At 62.9% G+C, this 17,458-nt stretch carries 16 protein-coding genes; 6 read left to right on the forward strand and 10 right to left on the reverse strand.

Annotation, left to right across the window (positions count from 1 at the left end):
- The first annotated feature begins 5 nt into the window (after positions 1–5).
- Complete coding sequence (locus YUU_RS0137980; protein WP_027527010.1) at positions 6–1,253, forward strand: FAD-binding oxidoreductase; 1,248 nt, start codon at positions 6–8, stop codon at positions 1,251–1,253.
- A gap of 441 nt (positions 1,254–1,694) precedes the next feature.
- On the opposite strand, the gene YUU_RS0137985 is transcribed toward YUU_RS0137980, so the two are convergent.
- The 4 genes from YUU_RS0137985 to YUU_RS61660 all read right to left on the reverse strand — a co-directional run bounded on the left by YUU_RS0137985 (position 1,695) and on the right by YUU_RS61660 (position 5,496).
- Positions 1,695–2,927 carry a cyclopropane-fatty-acyl-phospholipid synthase family protein gene (locus YUU_RS0137985; RefSeq protein WP_027527011.1) on the reverse strand — a complete coding sequence of 411 codons (1,233 nt, stop codon included), beginning with the start codon at positions 2,925–2,927 and terminating at the stop codon, positions 1,695–1,697.
- A gap of 205 nt (positions 2,928–3,132) precedes the next feature.
- On the reverse strand, positions 3,133–4,158 hold the full coding sequence (lpxD, locus tag YUU_RS0137990) for a UDP-3-O-(3-hydroxymyristoyl)glucosamine N-acyltransferase (RefSeq protein ID WP_027527012.1): 1,026 nt from the start codon (positions 4,156–4,158) through the stop codon (positions 3,133–3,135).
- A 249-nt stretch (positions 4,159–4,407) separates the two neighbouring features.
- On the reverse strand, positions 4,408–4,674 hold the full coding sequence (locus YUU_RS61650; protein WP_156944738.1) for a hypothetical protein: 267 nt from the start codon (positions 4,672–4,674) through the stop codon (positions 4,408–4,410).
- 531 nt (positions 4,675–5,205) lie between these two features.
- The gene (locus tag YUU_RS61660; RefSeq protein ID WP_245288229.1) at positions 5,206–5,496 is read right to left on the reverse strand and encodes a hypothetical protein; all 291 of its coding nucleotides are present in this window, start codon (positions 5,494–5,496) and stop codon (positions 5,206–5,208) included.
- A 931-nt stretch (positions 5,497–6,427) separates the two neighbouring features.
- Between YUU_RS61660 and YUU_RS60540 the strand changes: the two genes are divergently transcribed.
- The 3 genes from YUU_RS60540 (at position 6,428) to YUU_RS0138020 (ending at position 10,064) form a co-directional block, all read left to right on the forward strand.
- On the forward strand, positions 6,428–6,916 hold the full coding sequence (locus YUU_RS60540) for a TRAP transporter small permease subunit (RefSeq protein WP_035664501.1): 489 nt from the start codon (positions 6,428–6,430) through the stop codon (positions 6,914–6,916).
- Positions 6,916–8,364: a TRAP transporter large permease subunit gene (locus tag YUU_RS0138015; protein ID WP_027527013.1), complete on the forward strand. Its 1,449-nt coding sequence runs from the start codon at positions 6,916–6,918 to the stop codon at positions 8,362–8,364. The genes YUU_RS60540 and YUU_RS0138015 overlap by 1 nt, the downstream gene beginning before the upstream one ends.
- A gap of 149 nt (positions 8,365–8,513) precedes the next feature.
- Positions 8,514–10,064, forward strand: a complete 1,551-nt coding sequence (locus YUU_RS0138020) for an amidase family protein (protein WP_051390108.1) — start codon at positions 8,514–8,516, stop codon at positions 10,062–10,064.
- A 151-nt stretch (positions 10,065–10,215) separates the two neighbouring features.
- Here YUU_RS0138020 and YUU_RS0138025 read toward each other — a convergent pair whose 3' ends face one another.
- Positions 10,216–11,520, reverse strand: a complete 1,305-nt coding sequence (locus tag YUU_RS0138025; RefSeq protein WP_027527015.1) for a TadE/TadG family type IV pilus assembly protein — start codon at positions 11,518–11,520, stop codon at positions 10,216–10,218.
- A 345-nt stretch (positions 11,521–11,865) separates the two neighbouring features.
- Positions 11,866–12,117 (reverse strand): hypothetical protein, encoded by a 252-nt coding sequence (locus tag YUU_RS0138030; protein WP_027527016.1) that lies wholly within the window; start codon positions 12,115–12,117, stop codon positions 11,866–11,868.
- A 390-nt stretch (positions 12,118–12,507) separates the two neighbouring features.
- Between YUU_RS0138030 and YUU_RS0138035 the strand changes: the two genes are divergently transcribed.
- Positions 12,508–14,088, forward strand: a complete 1,581-nt coding sequence (locus YUU_RS0138035) for a diguanylate cyclase (RefSeq protein ID WP_027527017.1) — start codon at positions 12,508–12,510, stop codon at positions 14,086–14,088.
- 21 nt (positions 14,089–14,109) lie between these two features.
- On the opposite strand, the gene YUU_RS0138040 is transcribed toward YUU_RS0138035, so the two are convergent.
- Positions 14,110–14,670 (reverse strand): carboxymuconolactone decarboxylase family protein, encoded by a 561-nt coding sequence (locus YUU_RS0138040; RefSeq protein ID WP_027527018.1) that lies wholly within the window; start codon positions 14,668–14,670, stop codon positions 14,110–14,112.
- 285 nt (positions 14,671–14,955) lie between these two features.
- On the opposite strand from YUU_RS0138040, the gene YUU_RS0138045 reads away from it, so the two are divergent.
- Entirely contained in the window at positions 14,956–15,156 is a 201-nt protein-coding gene (locus YUU_RS0138045) for a hypothetical protein (protein ID WP_156944741.1), read from the forward strand.
- 24 nt (positions 15,157–15,180) lie between these two features.
- Here YUU_RS0138045 and YUU_RS0138050 read toward each other — a convergent pair whose 3' ends face one another.
- Genes YUU_RS0138050 through YUU_RS0138060 form a run of 3 tightly spaced genes read right to left on the reverse strand, consistent with a single transcriptional unit; the run spans position 15,181 to position 17,398 of the window.
- Entirely contained in the window at positions 15,181–15,753 is a 573-nt protein-coding gene (locus tag YUU_RS0138050) for a peroxidase-related enzyme (RefSeq protein ID WP_027527020.1), read from the reverse strand.
- A complete protein-coding gene (locus YUU_RS0138055; protein WP_027527021.1) occupies positions 15,750–16,238 on the reverse strand; it encodes a CMD domain-containing protein in 489 nt (162 codons plus the stop codon). The genes YUU_RS0138050 and YUU_RS0138055 overlap by 4 nt, the downstream gene beginning before the upstream one ends.
- Positions 16,235–17,398, reverse strand: coding sequence for a PLP-dependent cysteine synthase family protein (locus YUU_RS0138060; RefSeq protein WP_027527022.1), 1,164 nt, complete (start codon positions 17,396–17,398; stop codon positions 16,235–16,237). The genes YUU_RS0138055 and YUU_RS0138060 overlap by 4 nt, the downstream gene beginning before the upstream one ends.
- Positions 17,399–17,458 lie beyond the last annotated feature (60 nt).

A 17,458-nucleotide genomic window follows, 5' to 3' on the forward strand; every position in this document is an offset into this window, starting at 1 on the left:
GCGTTGTGGCGGAATTGATCAAAACGGACGTCGTGATCGTCGGGGCCGGAATCATCGGGCTTGCGATCGCATTTCGGCTGGCCGCGGATGGCCGTGAGGTTGTCGTCATCGACCCGAACGAGCCGGGTTCGGGCGCCTCCTACGGCAATGCCGGGACATTTGCTCCCTACGCCTGTGCACCGGTCGGCAACCCCGATGTCTTGCGGAATCTGCCAAACCTACTTGTCAATCCGGACAGCCCTCTCGCCGTGAGGCTGGCCGGCCTGCCCGCGCTCATTCCCTGGCTGTTTCGTTTCCTTTGGCAATCCACGCCCGCGCGCGCGCGCCGCAACGCATATGCGCTGGCAGATTTGCTGAAAGACGCGATGCCGACCTGGCGTGAGCTCGCAGAGCAGGCTCGACTCTCAGACCTTCTAAGATATGAGGGGTGCCTTTATCTCTATCGGGGAAAAATGCCGCGAGACGGCGACGAGTGGGGTGCCCGGCTGCGCAACGAGCTCGGTGTTCGACAAGAGCGGTTGACGTCAGAAGAGGTCGCAAGGCTGGAGCCTGCGCTTCCTCCGACGGCCGGGGGCATCTTTTTCCCCGATGCGGCTCACACCATCGATCCTGCCGCGCTGACCAGCCGACTGGCGGCCGCGGCCACGGCAAGAGGCGCTTCGTTCCAGCGCGCTTATGTCGATCGGCTGGAGCCGCAGGATGGCGGACGAATCCGTTTGATGTGCCGCGATCGCACGATCGAAGCGCATACGGTCGTCCTCGCAGCCGGTGCCTGGTCGCGCTCTCTGGCCGAACAAGGCGGCGAGGACATTCCTCTCGACACGGAGCGCGGCTACCACATCGAATTCGCGATGGACACCTGTCCGATCAAGAGGCCGGTTAGCCCGGTTGATCTGGGCTTCTATGTCACACCCATGGCCGGCCGCTTGCGGGTTGCGGGAACGGTCGAGCTTGGCGGCCTCTCCGCGCCGCTCAATCCAAAGCAGATTGCCCTTCTGGAACGAGGCGTCCGTAAGCTCTTCCCGGATCTCGGCCCCGTTCAATCCCATTGGCTCGGCTTTCGACCCTCTCTTCCCGACTCGCTGCCCGTCATTGGACCCAGCCGACGCTATCCGAACCTGATCCACGCTTTTGGCCATGGACATCTCGGCATGACCTTGGCCGGCGCCACGAGCCGCATCGTTGCAAGTCTCATCGAAAGGCGGAATGAGGCTTTGAACCTTGACGCCTTTCGGCCTGATCGGTTTGCTTGAGCGTTCTTCGCTGTCGAGCTGGAGAGCAAGGGGCTGCAAAACCAAAGCGTGAACCCGTCAAATCGCCACTTCCAACGAATGTCGGTATCGGTGGTTGCCTCCAGTAGCGAAATCCCATTTTTCGGCGTAGCTGAAATTGTAGATTTTGGCCCAGAAAAGTCGAAAATGCCTTATCTTTCAGCGGGGATTGACTGACACTCTCTCCGCCATTGCTGTGCCGAGCGCAGGGCTGAAACCCGGTCCGCGTCCAGCGCAGCGCCAAATCGCTCGAATAATCTACGCGCCCACACTATCGCTTCTGAGAAGGAAGATCGAGCGGTGGCAAAAATACGTTAAAGTAGTGCCGCCCAACGCTGCTGTGCCGAGCGACGCGACTGCGGACACGCCAGACACCCGAACAATCCTCGGACCTCTGCAGCCGAAACGTCGGGTCGCCGGCGCTCAACCAGTCGTTCTAGCCCAGGCCGCCCGCTCGGTGTCGGCTATAAAATCGCGCGTGATCGGCACCGCATCGCGTTTGATCGACAGCAGCAATTGAAACACCATGTGAGAGCCATGCAGGAATTCGAGTTCGACAGCGGCTAGGTAGAATTCCCACATTCGGCAGAACCGTTCGTCGTAGATTGCAGCAGCTTGGACTCTATTTTTGGCGAAGCGCTCGCGCCAGTGTTTGACGGTGTAGCGATAATGCAGCCGAAGCACTTCCATGTCGTCGCACCACAGACCGCAGCGCTCCGTGGCAGCGAAGGTCTCGGATAGTGCTGGCACGTAGGCGCCGGGAAAAATGTACTTGCGGATGAAAGGACCGGTGGTGCCGGGCTGCGACATCCGGCCGATGCAATGGACAAAGGCATAGCCATCAGGGGCCAGGAGTTCGCGGATTTTGAGGAAATACTCGTCAAAATGTCCGATGCCGACATGCTCCATCATGCCGACAGACACCACCCGGTCAAATTGGCCGTTTAGTTGACGATAGTCCAATTCGCGAAACACGACTCGGTCGGACACGCCGGCAGCCTCGGCATAAACACGTGCTGCCTTGATCTGCTCGGGTGAAACATTGACCGCCGTGACATGGGCGCCGGTCTCTCGCGCCAGATGGATGGCGAAGCCGCCCCAGCCGGAGCCGATCTCAGCGACAGTCATTCCGGGCTTCAATCGGAGTTTGCTGGTGGCGTGAATCAACTTGTTGCGCTGCGCCTGTTCGAGCGTCTCATGCTCGGGGTCTCGAAAATAAGCGCAGGAATATTGCATCTGATCGTCGAGGAACAGGCGATAAAGTTCGGTCGAGATGTCGTAGTGGTGGCGGGCGTGGATGGCCGCAAGCCCGATCGGATTGGCCTGATGCCAGCGGCGTAGACCACGCCACACCCGTCGCATCAGCTTCTGTGAGCCGTACGAATAAAGCCCGGCGCGGTTGACCGAGAAGAGAAGCAGAAAATCTTGGATTTCGTTACCGTCCTCCAGCGTCAGTTTGCCGTCCATATAGGCTTCGGCGGCGTATAGTTCCGGGTTGATGAACAGCTTGTAGTAAAGCTTGCGATCGTGAAGGCGGATGGCGACCTCGGGTCCGGGCAGGCATTCGCCGAAGACATGGACCGTCCCCTCGGCGTCACGGACCCGCAGAGTGCCCTCTCGTATGAAGCGTCGAAGCAGATTGGACAACAAACGCACGTGGTAGCCTCCGTGGTCCCCGCAAGTCTATTCTGTAATGTCCGCGAAACAGATGCACGGCGATCCGTTTAAACGGCTCTTGGGTGGTGCGTCTAAGTCTGGTCCGTTCGTCGCGGACACACCGGTACTGCGGCGTTACTAACTATGGAAGTCGCAAGGGATATTCGCCTGCATGTTTAAAGCCATGCGTGCAGTACAAGCATTCCTATCCCTTTATTCTTGCGATCTTTTTGAGGGTGGCAAGTTGTCGGAAGAAGTCCCGCTTTGGCTGCGCAGGGCTTCCAAGCACTTTCGCGCCTGGGGCCACATCCGACATTACGCCTGCTTGCGCTCCAATCTCTGCACCTTGACCGATCCGAACATGGCCAGTCATACCGGCTTGTCCCCCGACGCGGACAAAATCCTCAAGCACGGTGGAACCCGAAATGCCGACCTGAGCGACAATGACACAACATCGGCCGAGGACCACGTTGTGGCCGATCTGCACTAAGTTATCGAGACGAGATCCAGCGCCGATCACCGTGTCGCGCGATGATCCTCGATCAATCGTCGTATTGGCACCGACCTCAACATCGTCTTCCAGAATTACCCGGCCCAGCTGGGGGACCGAAAGAAATCCGTCTCTGGTGCAGGCGAATCCAAACCCTTCCTGCCCGATGCGGGCGCCGGAATAGACGTAGACGCGCGCCCCCAACATCGCGTGACTCAAGCTCACATGTGCGCCTATGCGACAATCTCGCCCGACGATCACGCCGCTTCCGATAACCGCGCAAGGACCGATCAGAGAGCGAGGTCCTATTTCTGCTCCGGCCTCAATCACAGACAATGGCCCGACCTCCGCTGACGGATCGACGAGAGCCTCCTCCGCCACGATTGCCGAACGGTGGATACCAGGAGAAACCGGCGGTACGGGATAGAACAGCGCAGCGACACGCGCCCAAGCAGCGTAAGGCTCGGCCGTTACGATCGCCACCGTTCCAGTAGGCACTCGCGCGGCCATTTCAGGATGCACGATCACAGCACCGGCCAGTGTCTGATTGAGCGCCGATGCATAACGTCGGTTATCCAGAAAGCTCACTTCATTGGGGCCAGCTGTTTGCAGGGGGGCCACGCCTTCGAACAGCAGATCGCGCTCGTCAGCAATTCCACGTGCCACTCCCGCAACGGCCGCCAGAGAATACGGCCCACTTCGGCGAAAGAACCTCGCGTTGCCCGTGGTTGCTTCGACCATATCCCGTTTCCCGCCAAGGCTATCTCTACGAGATGCAACCTGCGCAATCGCCGATCTACACCTCTCGCCGAAGTCGGCGATGGTAAGACCTATTCAAGCTACAATCACACCACTCGTCGCGGTGTCGCTGGACGACACGCGGGCACGCTTCCGTGCCCGCGACGTTCTCGAACGAATTCGTTGTTGCCAAAAGCGGCAACCACACGTTCAGCGATACGCGTCACCCACGGTATCGGTCCAGAAGGTGCGTCAGCGACACACATATGAACCATTCACCAATACGCGAACACATGCCGTACCGGCGGCTGCCGCACCGACCGCAGCGCCACCTACAACTGCTCGCCGCGTCTGTCTGCGCGCAACGCCAGCGACGCTCATCGGTGTTGCCGGTCGTCCCACTCTGGCTTCTGCGCTTTGAATGAGTGACAGGCCGTCTCTCGCGAACCAATTGATCTCACCAAATCCGCACGCCAGGGCGATCGCGACGAATGAAATCTGCATTGCAGTTCGCATCATGATAGGCCTCCTCTTGATCAGTGCCGATATCAGTGCCGATCTGTTGCCGATACTTCCCGATGGCGAACACATCATTTGATCCATATCAATGGATTAAGGTCATCTCCGACGCAGCCATTTTTCGGGTTTCTGGCACAAACTGCATAGAACAGCCGCAGGATTGCCAACAGTTCCCAAACGTTCGCTGTGTTCAAAGCAACTAGAGAGCGGCGCAGTTCTAGACCTCTCGCTCGAACCGCACTGTGATTGACTTGGATCAAAAATTAGGTCGAGACAGGCGCCCACAGTTCGGCGCTTCTCGGAGTTGGAGTGACGAGCTGGTGATGCGATGACGCCGACGTGGTATGTCACCTTTGAAATTCCCAGACGGGGCATCTTGCCTAAGCAGCGAAGCCCCCGCGAGACAAGGACCTTTACGACAGAAGCCGAAGCAAAAGCCTTCGCCCGATTAAAACTTGCAGAGGGCCAGTCATTATTCGCGGGTACGATCAATCCCCATTTGCCTAAGCAACTGATCCCATCATCTCGCATCTATGCGTGGCTCGCTGATGAGCAGACCGGTTCGGAACCGCCCCTCAATCGAGATAACGAGTAAAACTCAATCGTGCACGGGGACCCAGGTCTCTCAGATGATGAATGGCGACATGATCTCACCGGTCGCAGCAGCCTGCGGCCCAAAAAGGCACAGCCCGCGGCGGCACCCACCACGCCGTGACCGGCATAGCGGCCTGCGACGCCGCCAGCGATAGCGCCTTTAATGCAGCCCTTGGCATCGGCGCCGGCTGCGATAAGCCCAGGTATGATCCGGCTCAAGATGCCCATCTGCGTACCTCTGTGGCAGCCGCCCGGATCACATCGCATCCGCCAGTTCGCCGGACCCTTGATCCAAGTCAATGTCAGCACGTCGCGGGTCAACCATTTGCCCCTCTTGCGGGCAGGAAAGATCCACAGAGATTGGACATGACTAAAGAAATCCAATCGGGACTGATTTCGCGCCGAACGGTGTTTTCGCTGATGGCCGGAGCACTGGGCGCGATGCCGATCTTGGCGGTTTCCGATGCGGAAGCCCAGACCGCCGGAATGGAGCGCCGAGAAGAGCGGCGCGAGGGTCGCCAGAACCGACGTGAGGATCGTCGTGCTGGACGGCAGGAGCGACGTGACGAGCGGCGTGGCGTAACCACCGGCGCTAGCGGGGCTACCGGGGCCGCCGCCCCAAAGTAAACGTTGCAAACTCGCTCAGTGACTGCCGTGGTGAAAGCTTTGTGACGCGGCGCGTCAGGACTATTGTGGACGGCTGCTCCACGGGGCGATCTCGTCGCGCCAGGCAGCGCGTCAATGATGGACTACGCCGTACAGCCAGACCATCAGCGCCACCAAAATCGCAAACCATAGAAGAGAAAAACCGAACGCACGCTTGTTGAAGTTCATCTTTCGCTCCCGCGCGGCCCGGAACGTTCCTATGACCACCGCGCGCGCGGTTGATCCAGATCAAGATTACCTCGATCAAGAGGAATGCTTTCACCGTTGGATCGAACGGTACTGCCTTCGGCCTGTGCGGCCTCGGCGCGCGCTCCCCAACCCCTTGCCAGTGCGCCGCGGCCGTCTTACCGGCAGCGAAACGACCCCAGCGCGGTGGGCCGCGATTGCGCCAGGGGGAAGAAACAAACACTCTCTCCGCCACCCCTTTGCGACCCCTTGGCTCTTGTCGCGCCTCAGGCGGCAGGCCACTCTGGTCGAGATATTGGGTGGCGCCATGATGATCCTCCTCCGCAGCCTTGATCGCATGATCGGCTCCATCGTCGCCGCAGCCAAATGGCTGGCGCTGCCGCTGATCGTCCTGCTCTTCCTGCAATGGCCGCTGCGCGACGTCGTTCAGCGCTATTCGCGCGAGGCCAATGATCTCGGGCAGATCGCCTTTGCGCTGTTCGTCGCGGTGAGCGTCACTGCGGCGACGCGTGCGCGGACGCATCTTTCGGCCGACCTGCTTGCGCGGCACTATTCCCCGCGAGCGCGGGCGATCTTGGCGCGGCTCGGCGCAGCTATCGGCCTGCTGCCCTGGGCCTTGTTCGTGCTGATCGCGGGCAACAGGATCATCTCCTCCAGCATTTGGCAACTCGAGGCGTTCCAGGACTCCGGCAATCCCGGCTACTTCCTGGTCAAGATCGCGCTCTGGCTGATGGCGGCGCTCGTGCTCGGCCAGGCGCTCGTCGACATCTTCCGCCCGCGCGAGGCGGGCGACTGATGGCGTGGCTGGGGCTCGCGCTCTTGGTGCTGGTCGGCGTCGCGATCGTCTGCACCGGCCTGCCCGCGGCCGTCGTCCTGATCGCAATGGCCGGCTGTGGCGCCGTGCTCGGCGTAGTGTCCGGCGCATTCGATCTGGCGACGCTGGGCGCGCTGCCGGTCCGGCTCGTCAACCTTCTTGAGAATGACCTGCTCCAGGCGCTGCCGCTCTATGTGACCATGGGTCTGTTACTCGACCGCCTTCCGGTCGCCGATGCGCTCTATCGTGCCGGCAACGCGGTGTTGCCGCGCAGTCCGGCGGCGCCGCTGGTCTCGGGCATGCTGCTCGGCGCGCTGCTCGGTCCGATGAACGGCTCGGTGGGCGCCAGCGTGCTAGCGCTCTCTCGCGTGGTCTCGCCGCGTCTGGCCGCTGAGGGGATCGCGGCGCCGGCACGTCATGCCGTGATCGCTGTCGCGGCGACGCTTGGCGTGCTGGTGCCGCCGTCGCTGGTGCTAATCCTGCTCAGCGATGCCATGCTGTCGGCCCACACCATGGCGGTGACAGCCACCGGCCGCAGCGACCGCGTGGTCAACACACAGGACATTTTTCACGCGGCGCTGGTGCCGGGCGGCGTCTTCCTCGCACTATGTCTGGCGCTGTCCTGGATCGCCGGCCGCTCCGCGCCAAGACCGCCGAAACCGGAGCGCCTGACCGCAGGCGAAGCCTGGCTCGCTGTCATCGCGCTCGCATTCCTGCTCTCGCTGCTCGGCGGCGTCGCCGTGGGCTACTTCTATGCGGTCGAAGCCGCCGCGATGGGCGCCTTTGCGCTGCTCGTCGCAGGCTTCCTCACCCGCCGGTTGTCGGGGAACGTCTTGAACAGGGTGCTCAGTGACGCCATCGCGCTGACCGGAGCCTTGTTCGCGCTGCTGCTTGCCGCGACCACGTTCACGATGATCCTGCGGCTGCTCGGCACCGCCGATCTCGTCGGCAGGATGGTCGCGTCCATTCCAGGCGGCGAGATCGCGGCCGTGCTCACCGTACTCGCGGTGATCGCGATCTCGGCCTTCGTGCTCGACGCCTTCGAGATCATCTTCGTGATCGTGCCGATCGTGATTCCGCCGCTCCTGATCCGCGTCGCGGATGCGCGCTGGGTGTCGGTCTTGGTCCTGCTCACCCTGCAATCGAGCTTCCTGCTGCCGCCATTCGGCTATGCGCTGATGATGGTGCGCGGTGTGCTGCGGGAGCAGGTTGCCTTCCGCCCCTTCCTGCGCGCACTGGCGCCGTTCCTTGCAGCGCAATGGCTGCTGCTGCTTGTGGTCCTGTTCGTGCCGCAGCTGACCCGCCTCGGCCTTTCGCCGGAAGCCGCTACGCGCGCGCCTGCCGTGCCGCTCTCCGACGAGGAGTACAACAAGCGCCTGAGGGAAATGCTGCCGGACCTCGACCAGCTCGTGCCGGCCGATCGCCACTGACAATACGCCGCATCGCTCGCTCACGTTTGCATGCAGAAACGCACCTGTACATGCGCGCATGCCGCACGTAACCTCCGCCGCGCAAAGTCAGGAGAAAAGTAGTGGCCAAGGCTGCAACGAAGAAGAAGAAAAAGAATGCGTCCAGAACGATGGTAACGAAGAAGGCGGCCGGCAATCGCCGCGCGCGCGAGGGCGCCGTCGCCAAGGCAACCAAAAAGTCGGCCAAGAAAGCAGCCAGGAAGATGGCGAAGGCGACGACCAAAGCTGCCCCAGCCCGGCGGCCCAAGGGGGCGATCTGGCAATGGTCGGCAGCCGACACCGCGGCTGCGATTCGCGGTGGCGCCATTTCAGCGGTCGAGACCGTCGAGGCGCATCTGGAGCGGATGCGTGCGGTGAATGCGAAGCTCAACGCGGTCGTCGTCGATCTCTCGGATGAGGCGCTTGCGGCGGCGCATGCCGCGGGCAAGCAGCGGGCGAAGGGCGGCGAGCTCGGCCTGCTGCATGGCGTGCCGATCACCATCAAGGAGAACGTCGACTATCAGGGCCGGCCAAATCCCAACGGCGTGCCGGCGAACATGAGCATCATCGCGCCGTCGGATTCGCCGGTCGTGCGCAACCTGAAGAAGGCCGGCGCGATCGTCATCGGGCTGACCAACACGCCGGAATTCTCCTTCCGCGGTTTCACCGACAATCCCCTGCACGGGCTGACGCTCAATCCCTGGAATCAGAACATCACCTGCGGCGGCTCGTCCGGCGGCGCGGGCGCGGCGGTCGCTGCCGGCATCGGTACCATCGCGCATGGCAACGACATCGGCGGCTCGCTGCGCTGGCCGGCGCATTGCAACGGGGTCGTCACCATCAAGCCGACGCAAGGCCGCATCCCCGCGTTCAACCAGAGCGCCACCTCCGAGCGTCCGATGCTTGCGCATCTGATGTCGGCGCAGGGGCCGCTCGCGCGCCATGTCGGCGACATCAAATTGGCGCTCGAGGTGATGAGCCAGCGCGATCCGCGCGATCCCTGGTGGGTGCCGGCGCCGCTGTCGGGTCCGACGCCGAAGGGCCCGATCAAGGTCGCGCTGGCAAAGATCCCGGCGGACATGGACGTCGATCCGTCGGTGCGCGATGCGCTGCGGCAGGCGGCCGATCATCTCGAACGTGCCGGTTATCGTGTCAGCGAGATCGAGGTGCCCGACATCAGCGGTGTCTGGCAGACCTGGTGCGACATCATCACCAACGAAACCGTGGTGATGCAGGAAGCCGGCATGCTGAAGGTGACCTCCGAGGACTTCCACAAGGCGTGGAACGGTATGAAGACCAAGGCCAACGTGCTCGATCTCAAGTCCTGGATGCAGGCCACCGCCGCGCGCAACGGCCATATCCGCGCCTGGCAATTGTTCTTCGAGGACTATCCGGTGGTGCTGGCGCCGACCACGGTGAAGCCGACGCCGGGGCCGCGCGAGGATACGCTCAGCCCCGAGCGCGTGCGCGAGATCTTCTGGAACGACATCCGCTTCATCTCCGCGATCAACGTGCTCGGGCTGCCCGGTGCCGTGGTCCCCGTGACGTTGCATGACGGCAAGCCGATCGGCGTGCAGCTGATCGCCGGCCGCTATCGCGAGGATCTTGCGCTCGATGCCGCAGCGGCGATCGAGAAGCGCGCCGGCGTGCTGGCGCACCGGCTCTGGGAGATGATGGATTGAGCTCGCTAAAGCGCGATGAGATTGAGATGAATCGTCATCGCGCCTTAGCTAGGTTATGGTTTTGAGCGTGATTCTTTCGAAAAACCGCTTCACATTTTTCCGGATCATGCTCGCGGCTTCGCGCGAAAGGCGCGGGGCCTTCCGGCGGCGGCTATTGCGTCAGGTGTGCAGAGGAGACGGCCTTCTGAAACAGCGCGGTCAGCGCGTCGCTGATACTGCTGTCGCTCGACACCTCGTAGTAATAACCTGAGGTTGCGCAGGCTTTCATCTGGGTCGCGATCGAGCTGCGCCAGGGCGCGATGTAGGTGGTGTACCAGCTGTTGCTGGTGATCGCGAGATACGTGGTGTAAAGGATCGCGATGTTGATGCCACGATTCTTGATCGTATCGCAGATCGTGGTCGTGAGCGGCTCCTGGCATCGCCCCGACGAAGCGATGACGGTCTCGGAGCAACTCGACGGGTAGTAGTAGTCGGCCACCCCGTCCGAGATGAAGAATAGCCATTTTTGCGGCGAGGATGCAGTACCGGTCCCGGGAGTCGGAATCGTGCTGTTCATCGATGACAGAATGCCGTCGAAGTCGGTGCACATATCGTTGTTGTAGTTGGTGTAGGGAATCGTCATCAGGTCGACCGAAGAGACGGCCGTCCTGACCGACGAGAGGCTCGACGTGAGCGATGAGATCGTCGTCAGGCCGATGGAGCCGCAATCGCTTCCCATGGTGTAGACGGCCATGCGGTACTGGTTGCTGACGAGCTCGCTTGACGTGGCCGTATCCGTCAATGACTGCGTCGCGGTCCGCACCAGGTCGATCCGCATCGTGATGCCGAGCTTCTTCGCGATCGAATAGTAGCTGTTGGTTTGCTTCGTCTTCTTGGAGCTCGACGTATAGGTGTCATGGCAGGCGAAGGCGCAACTGTCGGAGGTCGCGGCCTGCAAGGCGGTCATGTCAGCAGTGGTCGCGCCCAGCCCCTGCGATGGCGAGTTGTCGAGCAGCACGTAGAAGTCGATATAGCTAGGGAGCGAGGCCGCCGCCGACGAGCTCGCCGACACCGTCATGGTCTTGTAACCCAGCAGACCCATGAAATAATTCGAAACGGACAATGTTGCCGTACCGGTAGCCGTCCGGGTGGTCACGGTGTCCGTCACGGTGATGGTCACCGAGCTCGTTGTCATGCCGTAAGCGGACATCTGCGCGGCGTACGTATTCAGTGCATTGCTCTGTGCTGTGGCTGCGGTGTTTGTGATCTCGCTCTTGGCGGTGGCGACCAGCACCGCGGTGTCGAGTGCCGCCATCAGCTTGGCTCGGGCCCGCACCGCGAGGGAGTAATCGACCGCGGCGCCGACGGCGGCGAGAACGGGCAGCGATGCAATGGCGAAGATCACAACGATATTGCCGCTGCGATCGCAGCGGAAACGCGAGAGCAGGCGACCAAAACGCGTGGTGGCAAACGTCAACTTGGCGAACCCCTGAGCGAAGAATTGAACGCTTCAACGTAGCGCCCAGATGCTTGCGGGTCGGTTGCTCAATGCGTGAGAAGACGTTTCCGGTGTGTTGCTGAGGATGTCGCGCACTCGCGGCAAACAGTATCGAATCATCGACATGGAGAGGCGGGCGTCGATCATCCCGTGGTACTGCTGAGATCGAGTCGGTAGTACTCCGAAGTGCCGCTCTCTCAATTGAGCGCGCAGATAGAACGTGTCATGCGGCGCCATCGCCGAAGCTTCCCTTCAGCGTCCTCTGAGGACGGGCGCGCTACGCGCGCAACCTTCTTCCGCAAGGGGAGAAGGAAGAAGACGTTCTCACCCTCTTGCGCCGAGCACTACTCGCGCGGCCGCCACATACTCGCGCCAATGCGTTTCCGCGTAGTGCTCGGCCTGCCGTGCGCCTAGGATGTCGGGCGCGTGCGCGGCTGCGATCAGCCTAGCGAAGCGTTCTTCGGCGACCGTCGTGTCCGCGGCATCGGCGGTCGAAGCGAAGGCGCTGCTTGCGGCCTGCGGCGCGGCGACGAGTCCCGCCATTCCGGCCAGCAAAACACGGCGTGATGTCTTCATTGCTTTCATCCTCTCTCGTCTGGTTGCTCGAGCCTGGCAGGCGAGTGTGTCGTTGCGATCACGGCAGGGTAACCGCGCGCGCCCGGGCAGTCCACACATTGCGGATGCGGCTTGACGCTGCGGCGCCCATTTACGTCGTGCGCAACTGATTTTCGGGCGGAGTGGATCTTTCGGTTGAGTGGATGTCCGATGTCCCGGAATTGTCCGGATGGTGGTGCGCGGCCGCCACTCGTGCGCACTGATGAGCAACGGGCTTTTTCGCGCGCCCGGCGCGCCTTGAGCTGCGCGCGTCAACCGATCGTTAGCCTTTCTCGTGAAATCGCCAGCTGCGTTATCCTGCCGCAAGGAGCGCTGCGGCAGACTGAAACCGGTTTCGTCTGGGAGGTTGTGATGCCCCGCTTGACGCCGGAACGAACGTTCCTGGCCGGGAAGATTATCTTCAACTTTGGGCAATCGTCGCTCGATTGCGTGGTGCGCCGCATGTCGGAGGAGGGGGCGATGCTCCAGCTCGACACCGGCCTTGGCGTGCCTGACCAGTTCCAGTTGAAGCTGGCGGACGACGAGTTGCTGGCCTGTCGCGTGGTCTGGCGTTCCGACCGCGAGATCGGTGTCGCTCTCGGCAGGGCCAGTGGCGAGGCGAGGAACGAGGGGCCGCCGGCGCGGCGCGGCGACGCCTTGATGCGCAGCCAGATGCTGGCGCTGCGCGCCGCGCTCGATCACGTGCCGACCGGCATCGTGCTGCTCGACGCGCAGCTCAGGGCGCGCCTGATCAACCGGTCATTCCGCCAGATGTGGCGGCTGCCCGAGGAGGTCGCCGACAGCAATCCCTCAATCCTCACGCTGCTCTATCACGGAAGGGATACCGGGGCCTACGAAGTGCCGGCCGCGGAGCTCGATGCGCTCGTTGCAATGCGTGTTCGCCAGATTGAGGCAGGAGATCCCACGCCGGTCGATCTGCGCCGAACCAACGGCGATGTCATGCGCGTGCAGTGTACCCCTCTGCCCGATGGCGGGCGGATGCTGACCTACACCCCCGTCACCGATATCGTGCGCTCCTCCGACGAACTGAAGCTTCTGCGTGACGCGCTGGAGAACGTCCAGGATGGCGTGCTTCTCCTCGACTCCGACCTGAACGCGAGCTTCATGAACCGGCGGATGCGGCGGTTCTGGGAGGTGAGCGAAGAGGAAGCGGCGGCCCGGCCGGCCTACGCGTCGCTGGTGCGGCGCGTGCATCGTGCCAGCGCGCCGGATCTTCCCCCAGGCGAGCTGGCAAGGTTTCCGGCCAAGCGCGTCGAAGAGGTCAAGGCCGGCGATCACGTGCGCGACCTTCAGACGCCCGATGGTCGGCGCATCCGCGCTCATTGCACGACGATGTCGAATGGCGGCCGCATGCTGACCTATGTCGACATCACCGACCTCACGCAAAAGGCCAAGATGCTGGAGACGCTGGCCACGACCGATCCGCTCACCGGCCTCTTCAACCGCCGCCATTTCCTGGAAAGCCTCGATGCCGAATGGAGCCGCTTCCAGCGCTATTATCGCTCGGTCTCGGTGTTGATGCTCGACATCGATCACTTCAAGTCGGTCAACGACCGCTATGGCCATGGGGTCGGCGACGCCGCGATCAAGACGGTCGCTGCCGCGTGCCTCGATGGCAAGCGCAAGTCTGATATCGTCGGCCGCCTTGGCGGCGAGGAGTTCGCGGTCCTCTTGCCCGAGACCAGCCTGTCCCGTGCGAGAACGGTCGCCGAGCGCATCCGCAAGCGCGTGATGAGCTCGCACATCGTCGCCCACAAGATCCGGTTCGGCGTCACTGTGAGCATCGGCATCGCCGAGGCCAGCGTCAGCATGTCCGGCACCGATGCGTTGATGAGCGCGGCCGATCACGCGCTCTACCAGGCCAAGGCTGAAGGCCGCAATCGCTGCATCGCCTGGTCGCCACCGCCGCCCGCAAGCAAGGCGGCGGAGTGATCGGGCAAGCGAGGCCGGCGTCTAATCCGGCACCGGCACGTCGAACGTGTTCAGCGTGACCGAGACCATGCAATAGACGCCGACGAGATAAGACAATTCGGCCGCGCCGTGCTCGCCGAACTCCTTCACCGCCGCGCGCCAGGTCAGCTCGGGCAGCACGCCACCGCTCACGAGAGAGGACGCCATGTCGTAGGCGACGGCCTCCTGCTTGGTCAGGTCGACCGGCCGCTGGCCGGCTACGATGGTCGCGAGCTTCTCGTCGGACAGGCCGCGCTGCTCGGCGACCAGTACATGGGCATAGAGCTCGTAGCCGGAGCGGAAATGCGAGCCGGTCACGAGGATCGCGACCTCGCGCACCGGCGCCGGCAGCAATGGGTTCGACGCGATCGCCTTGACCAGCTCCCACACCGGCCCGCCGAAGCGCGGCTCGCGGAGCCACGGATTCCAGGGGCCGAGCAGCGCGCCGTCCTCGCGCATGTTCACAAAGCCCTTGAAATGATCCTTGATGCCCGCTCGCATGTCGTCATAGAGCGGCTTCTGCTCGGCGGTCAGCTCTTTCGGATCGAGAATGGGAAGGCGCACGGCAGGTCTCCTCGTTCTGGGAACGGCGAACGTCGCCCGCATGCTCGCGCGAGGCAAGTGAAGTTGCCGTGACATGCGCATCGCGGTCTTTTGAGGTCGCAGGCGCCGTAAATTCCGCGGCAGTGCTGCCGGCCAATCTCGCCGCGGCTGACGGGCTTGCGAAGACGCTTCGTGACGCTGCGATGGCGCCATAACCCTGGTTGGCGGAATTAGGCTCGAGTTTGCGAACCGGTCTCTCCCGATCGCCGACAAAGGCGGGTAGGTTTGATCAAGAGAGCGCCCGGGATGCGAAAGTTCGTCGTGTTTGTTCTTGCCAGCGCGATGTTCGCCGCCGGCTTGTATATCGCGGGCGTTGAGCTTTTTTTGAGTGAAGCCGTCTATTTCCGGCTGCTCTTCGTCGGCGGTTTCCTGGCCTTGCTGGGCGGCTATCTGCTCTGGACCGATTTTCTGGCGCCGGCGCTCAGCATTCGGACATGGGAGGACTGAGCTCCCAACCGGTGACATCAGGCGTCACGCCCGCGGCTCGCCGAGCGTGTGCATCAGCCGGTTGGCCCAGCCGAAGATCGCGGCCGAGAGCACGATGTCAAGCTGCTCGAGCTCGCTGAGACCGGCGTTAGCCAGTTTGAGGGCGTCGTCCGCCGTGGCTTCGATCGGCGTGGTCGAGAGTTTCGTGGCGAAATCGAACAAGGCCTGCTGCCGCGTCTCCAGCGTGGCGTCGCGCTCGTCGGCAAAGATGTCTTCGACGACATCGTTCTGCCCCGTAAGGCCGATGAAGCGCGAGGCGTGGACGGCCGTACAGTAGATGCAGCGGTTGACGATGGAGGCGCTGAGCGCGCCGAGCTCGCGCTCGGCAGAGGACAGGCCGTCCTTGCCGTACATGATCATGTTGAACAGCGGCGAGCGGACCTCGAGCGATTCCGGATCGTGCGCCAGCGTCAGCACGTAAGGCGACACGCCCTTGTTCGACGGCGTGACCTTCATCGCCGCGAGCTGCTCCGGCGTTGCGGAGGCGAGCTCAACCGGGGTGACGTAGGGCGACCAGGTCGGTATCGCAGCGGTGAAGGTGTGAACGACCTTGCTCATCGGGCCTCGACTGCTTTGAGAAGCTTTAGGCCCGCAACGACCCGCAACTGATAGTTCACGAAGGCGGCGAGCTCCGAGAGCCGCACGATGTCGGCCTCGCTGACGCCGGCGGCCTTCAGCGTCTCGATGTCCTGTCGCGTCGCCTCGCGCGGGGAGAGCGTCAACAGGTCGGCGTGACGCGCCATGGCGTCGTCCAGCGCATTGCCGCAAGCGCCGCCGGGCTCGGCGAGGGCGACGACATCCAGATCATGCGAATGCGCGAGATAGGATTCGTAATGTGCGGTCAGCGCGGCATCGCCGACATGCCGGCACATCCGTGCCGCGAGCGCAGCGCGCAGGCCGTGGCTCAGCCCGCCCGGCTCCCGCGGCACCAGCACCGCGTCATGGGCGGCTTCGCTCAGCCGAAGAATCTCGGCACGCGCTTTCAGCGCCTGACCAAGCCGTGACCCCTCGGGCACGCCGGCCATCGTTTCGATCAGCGTCACGCGGCACCTCGCGAACTCTGTGGGTTCGCGGCATCCGCGACCGCAAAGCTGAGCGGCTTGCCTGTTTCCAGGAAGGCCGACAACTCGGCTTCATAGGGCGCGGGGTCGAGCCCGCGCGCGGCGAGCCATTGCGGCTCATAGTAGGTCTGACGGTAGCGCTCGCCGGAATCGCAGATCAGCGTCACCAGCGATCCCGTCTCGCCCGCGTTGCGCATCTCGTCGGCGAGCCGGCACAGCGCCAGGAAATTGGTGCCGGTGGATCCGCCGACCGCCCGGCGCAGCCGGCGTGTCAGCAAATTCATCGCGGCGATCGTCGCGGCGTCCGGAATCTTCATCATGCGGTCGACCACACCGGGCACGAAGGAGGGCTCGCAGCGCGGACGGCCGACGCCTTCGATCAGCGAGGGCCGCTCGCAGATCTGCGTGCGGTCCTGGGTGCTGAAGCAGTCGAAGAAGGCGGAATGCTCGACGTCGGCGACGCACAGTCGTGTCGGATATTGCCGATAGCGCAAATAGCGGCCGATCGTCGCCGAAGTGCCGCCGGTGCCGGCGCCCATCACGATCCAGTCCGGCACCGGGCGCGGCTCGCCCTTGAGCTGGGTGAAGATCGACTCGGCGATGTTGTTGTTGCCGCGCCAGTCGGTGGCACGCTCGGCAAAGGTGAACTGATCCATGTAGTGGCCGTTCAGCCGCGCGGCGAGCGCAGCGGCTTCCGCATAGAGCGCGCGGCCGTCGTCGATCAGATGGCAGTTGCCGCCGTAATGCTCGATCGCGGCGATTTTTTCCGCCGAGGTCGTGCGCGGCATCACCGCATAGAAGGGCACGCCGATCATCTGCGCGAAATAGGCCTCCGAGACTGCCGTCGATCCCGACGAGGCCTCGATCATAGGCGTACCTTCGCGGATGTGGCCGTTGCAGAGCGCGTAGAGGAATAGCGATCGGGCCAGCCGGTGTTTCAGGCTGCCGGTCGGATGGGTCGACTCATCCTTGAGATAGATGTCGATGCCTGCCAGCGCCGGCACGATCAGGCGGATCAGATGCGTATCAGCCGTGCGGCACTGGTCCGCTTCGATCGCTGCCACGGCCTCGTCGACCCAGCCGCGCCTGTAGGCCGGTCCGGCCGGGTCTTGATGGCGGAAAGGGACTGGCTCCTTTGGCATGACAAAAATCTCTCATAATTCTTCTTGCGCATCAAGAAATATCATTCATGCTGTATTCGA

The sequence above is a fragment of the Bradyrhizobium sp. Ec3.3 genome (assembly GCF_000472925.1).
Classification (GTDB): domain Bacteria; phylum Pseudomonadota; class Alphaproteobacteria; order Rhizobiales; family Xanthobacteraceae; genus Bradyrhizobium.

Coding starts and splice junctions, on each gene's coding strand:
- lpxD (WP_027527012.1), bottom strand. CDS start 4,158: ATGGTCGAAGCAACCACGGGCAACGCGAGGTTCTTTCGCCGAAGTGGG.
- YUU_RS61650 (WP_156944738.1), bottom strand. CDS start 4,674: ATGATGCGAACTGCAATGCAGATTTCATTCGTCGCGATCGCCCTGGCG.
- YUU_RS61660 (WP_245288229.1), bottom strand. CDS start 5,496: ATGGGCATCTTGAGCCGGATCATACCTGGGCTTATCGCAGCCGGCGCC.
- YUU_RS60540 (WP_035664501.1), top strand. CDS start 6,428: ATGATGATCCTCCTCCGCAGCCTTGATCGCATGATCGGCTCCATCGTC.
- YUU_RS0138015 (WP_027527013.1), top strand. CDS start 6,916: ATGGCGTGGCTGGGGCTCGCGCTCTTGGTGCTGGTCGGCGTCGCGATC.
- YUU_RS0138020 (WP_051390108.1), top strand. CDS start 8,514: ATGGTAACGAAGAAGGCGGCCGGCAATCGCCGCGCGCGCGAGGGCGCC.
- YUU_RS0138030 (WP_027527016.1), bottom strand. CDS start 12,117: ATGAAGACATCACGCCGTGTTTTGCTGGCCGGAATGGCGGGACTCGTC.
- YUU_RS0138035 (WP_027527017.1), top strand. CDS start 12,508: ATGCCCCGCTTGACGCCGGAACGAACGTTCCTGGCCGGGAAGATTATC.
- YUU_RS0138045 (WP_156944741.1), top strand. CDS start 14,956: ATGCGAAAGTTCGTCGTGTTTGTTCTTGCCAGCGCGATGTTCGCCGCC.
- YUU_RS0138050 (WP_027527020.1), bottom strand. CDS start 15,753: ATGAGCAAGGTCGTTCACACCTTCACCGCTGCGATACCGACCTGGTCG.
- YUU_RS0138060 (WP_027527022.1), bottom strand. CDS start 17,398: ATGCCAAAGGAGCCAGTCCCTTTCCGCCATCAAGACCCGGCCGGACCG.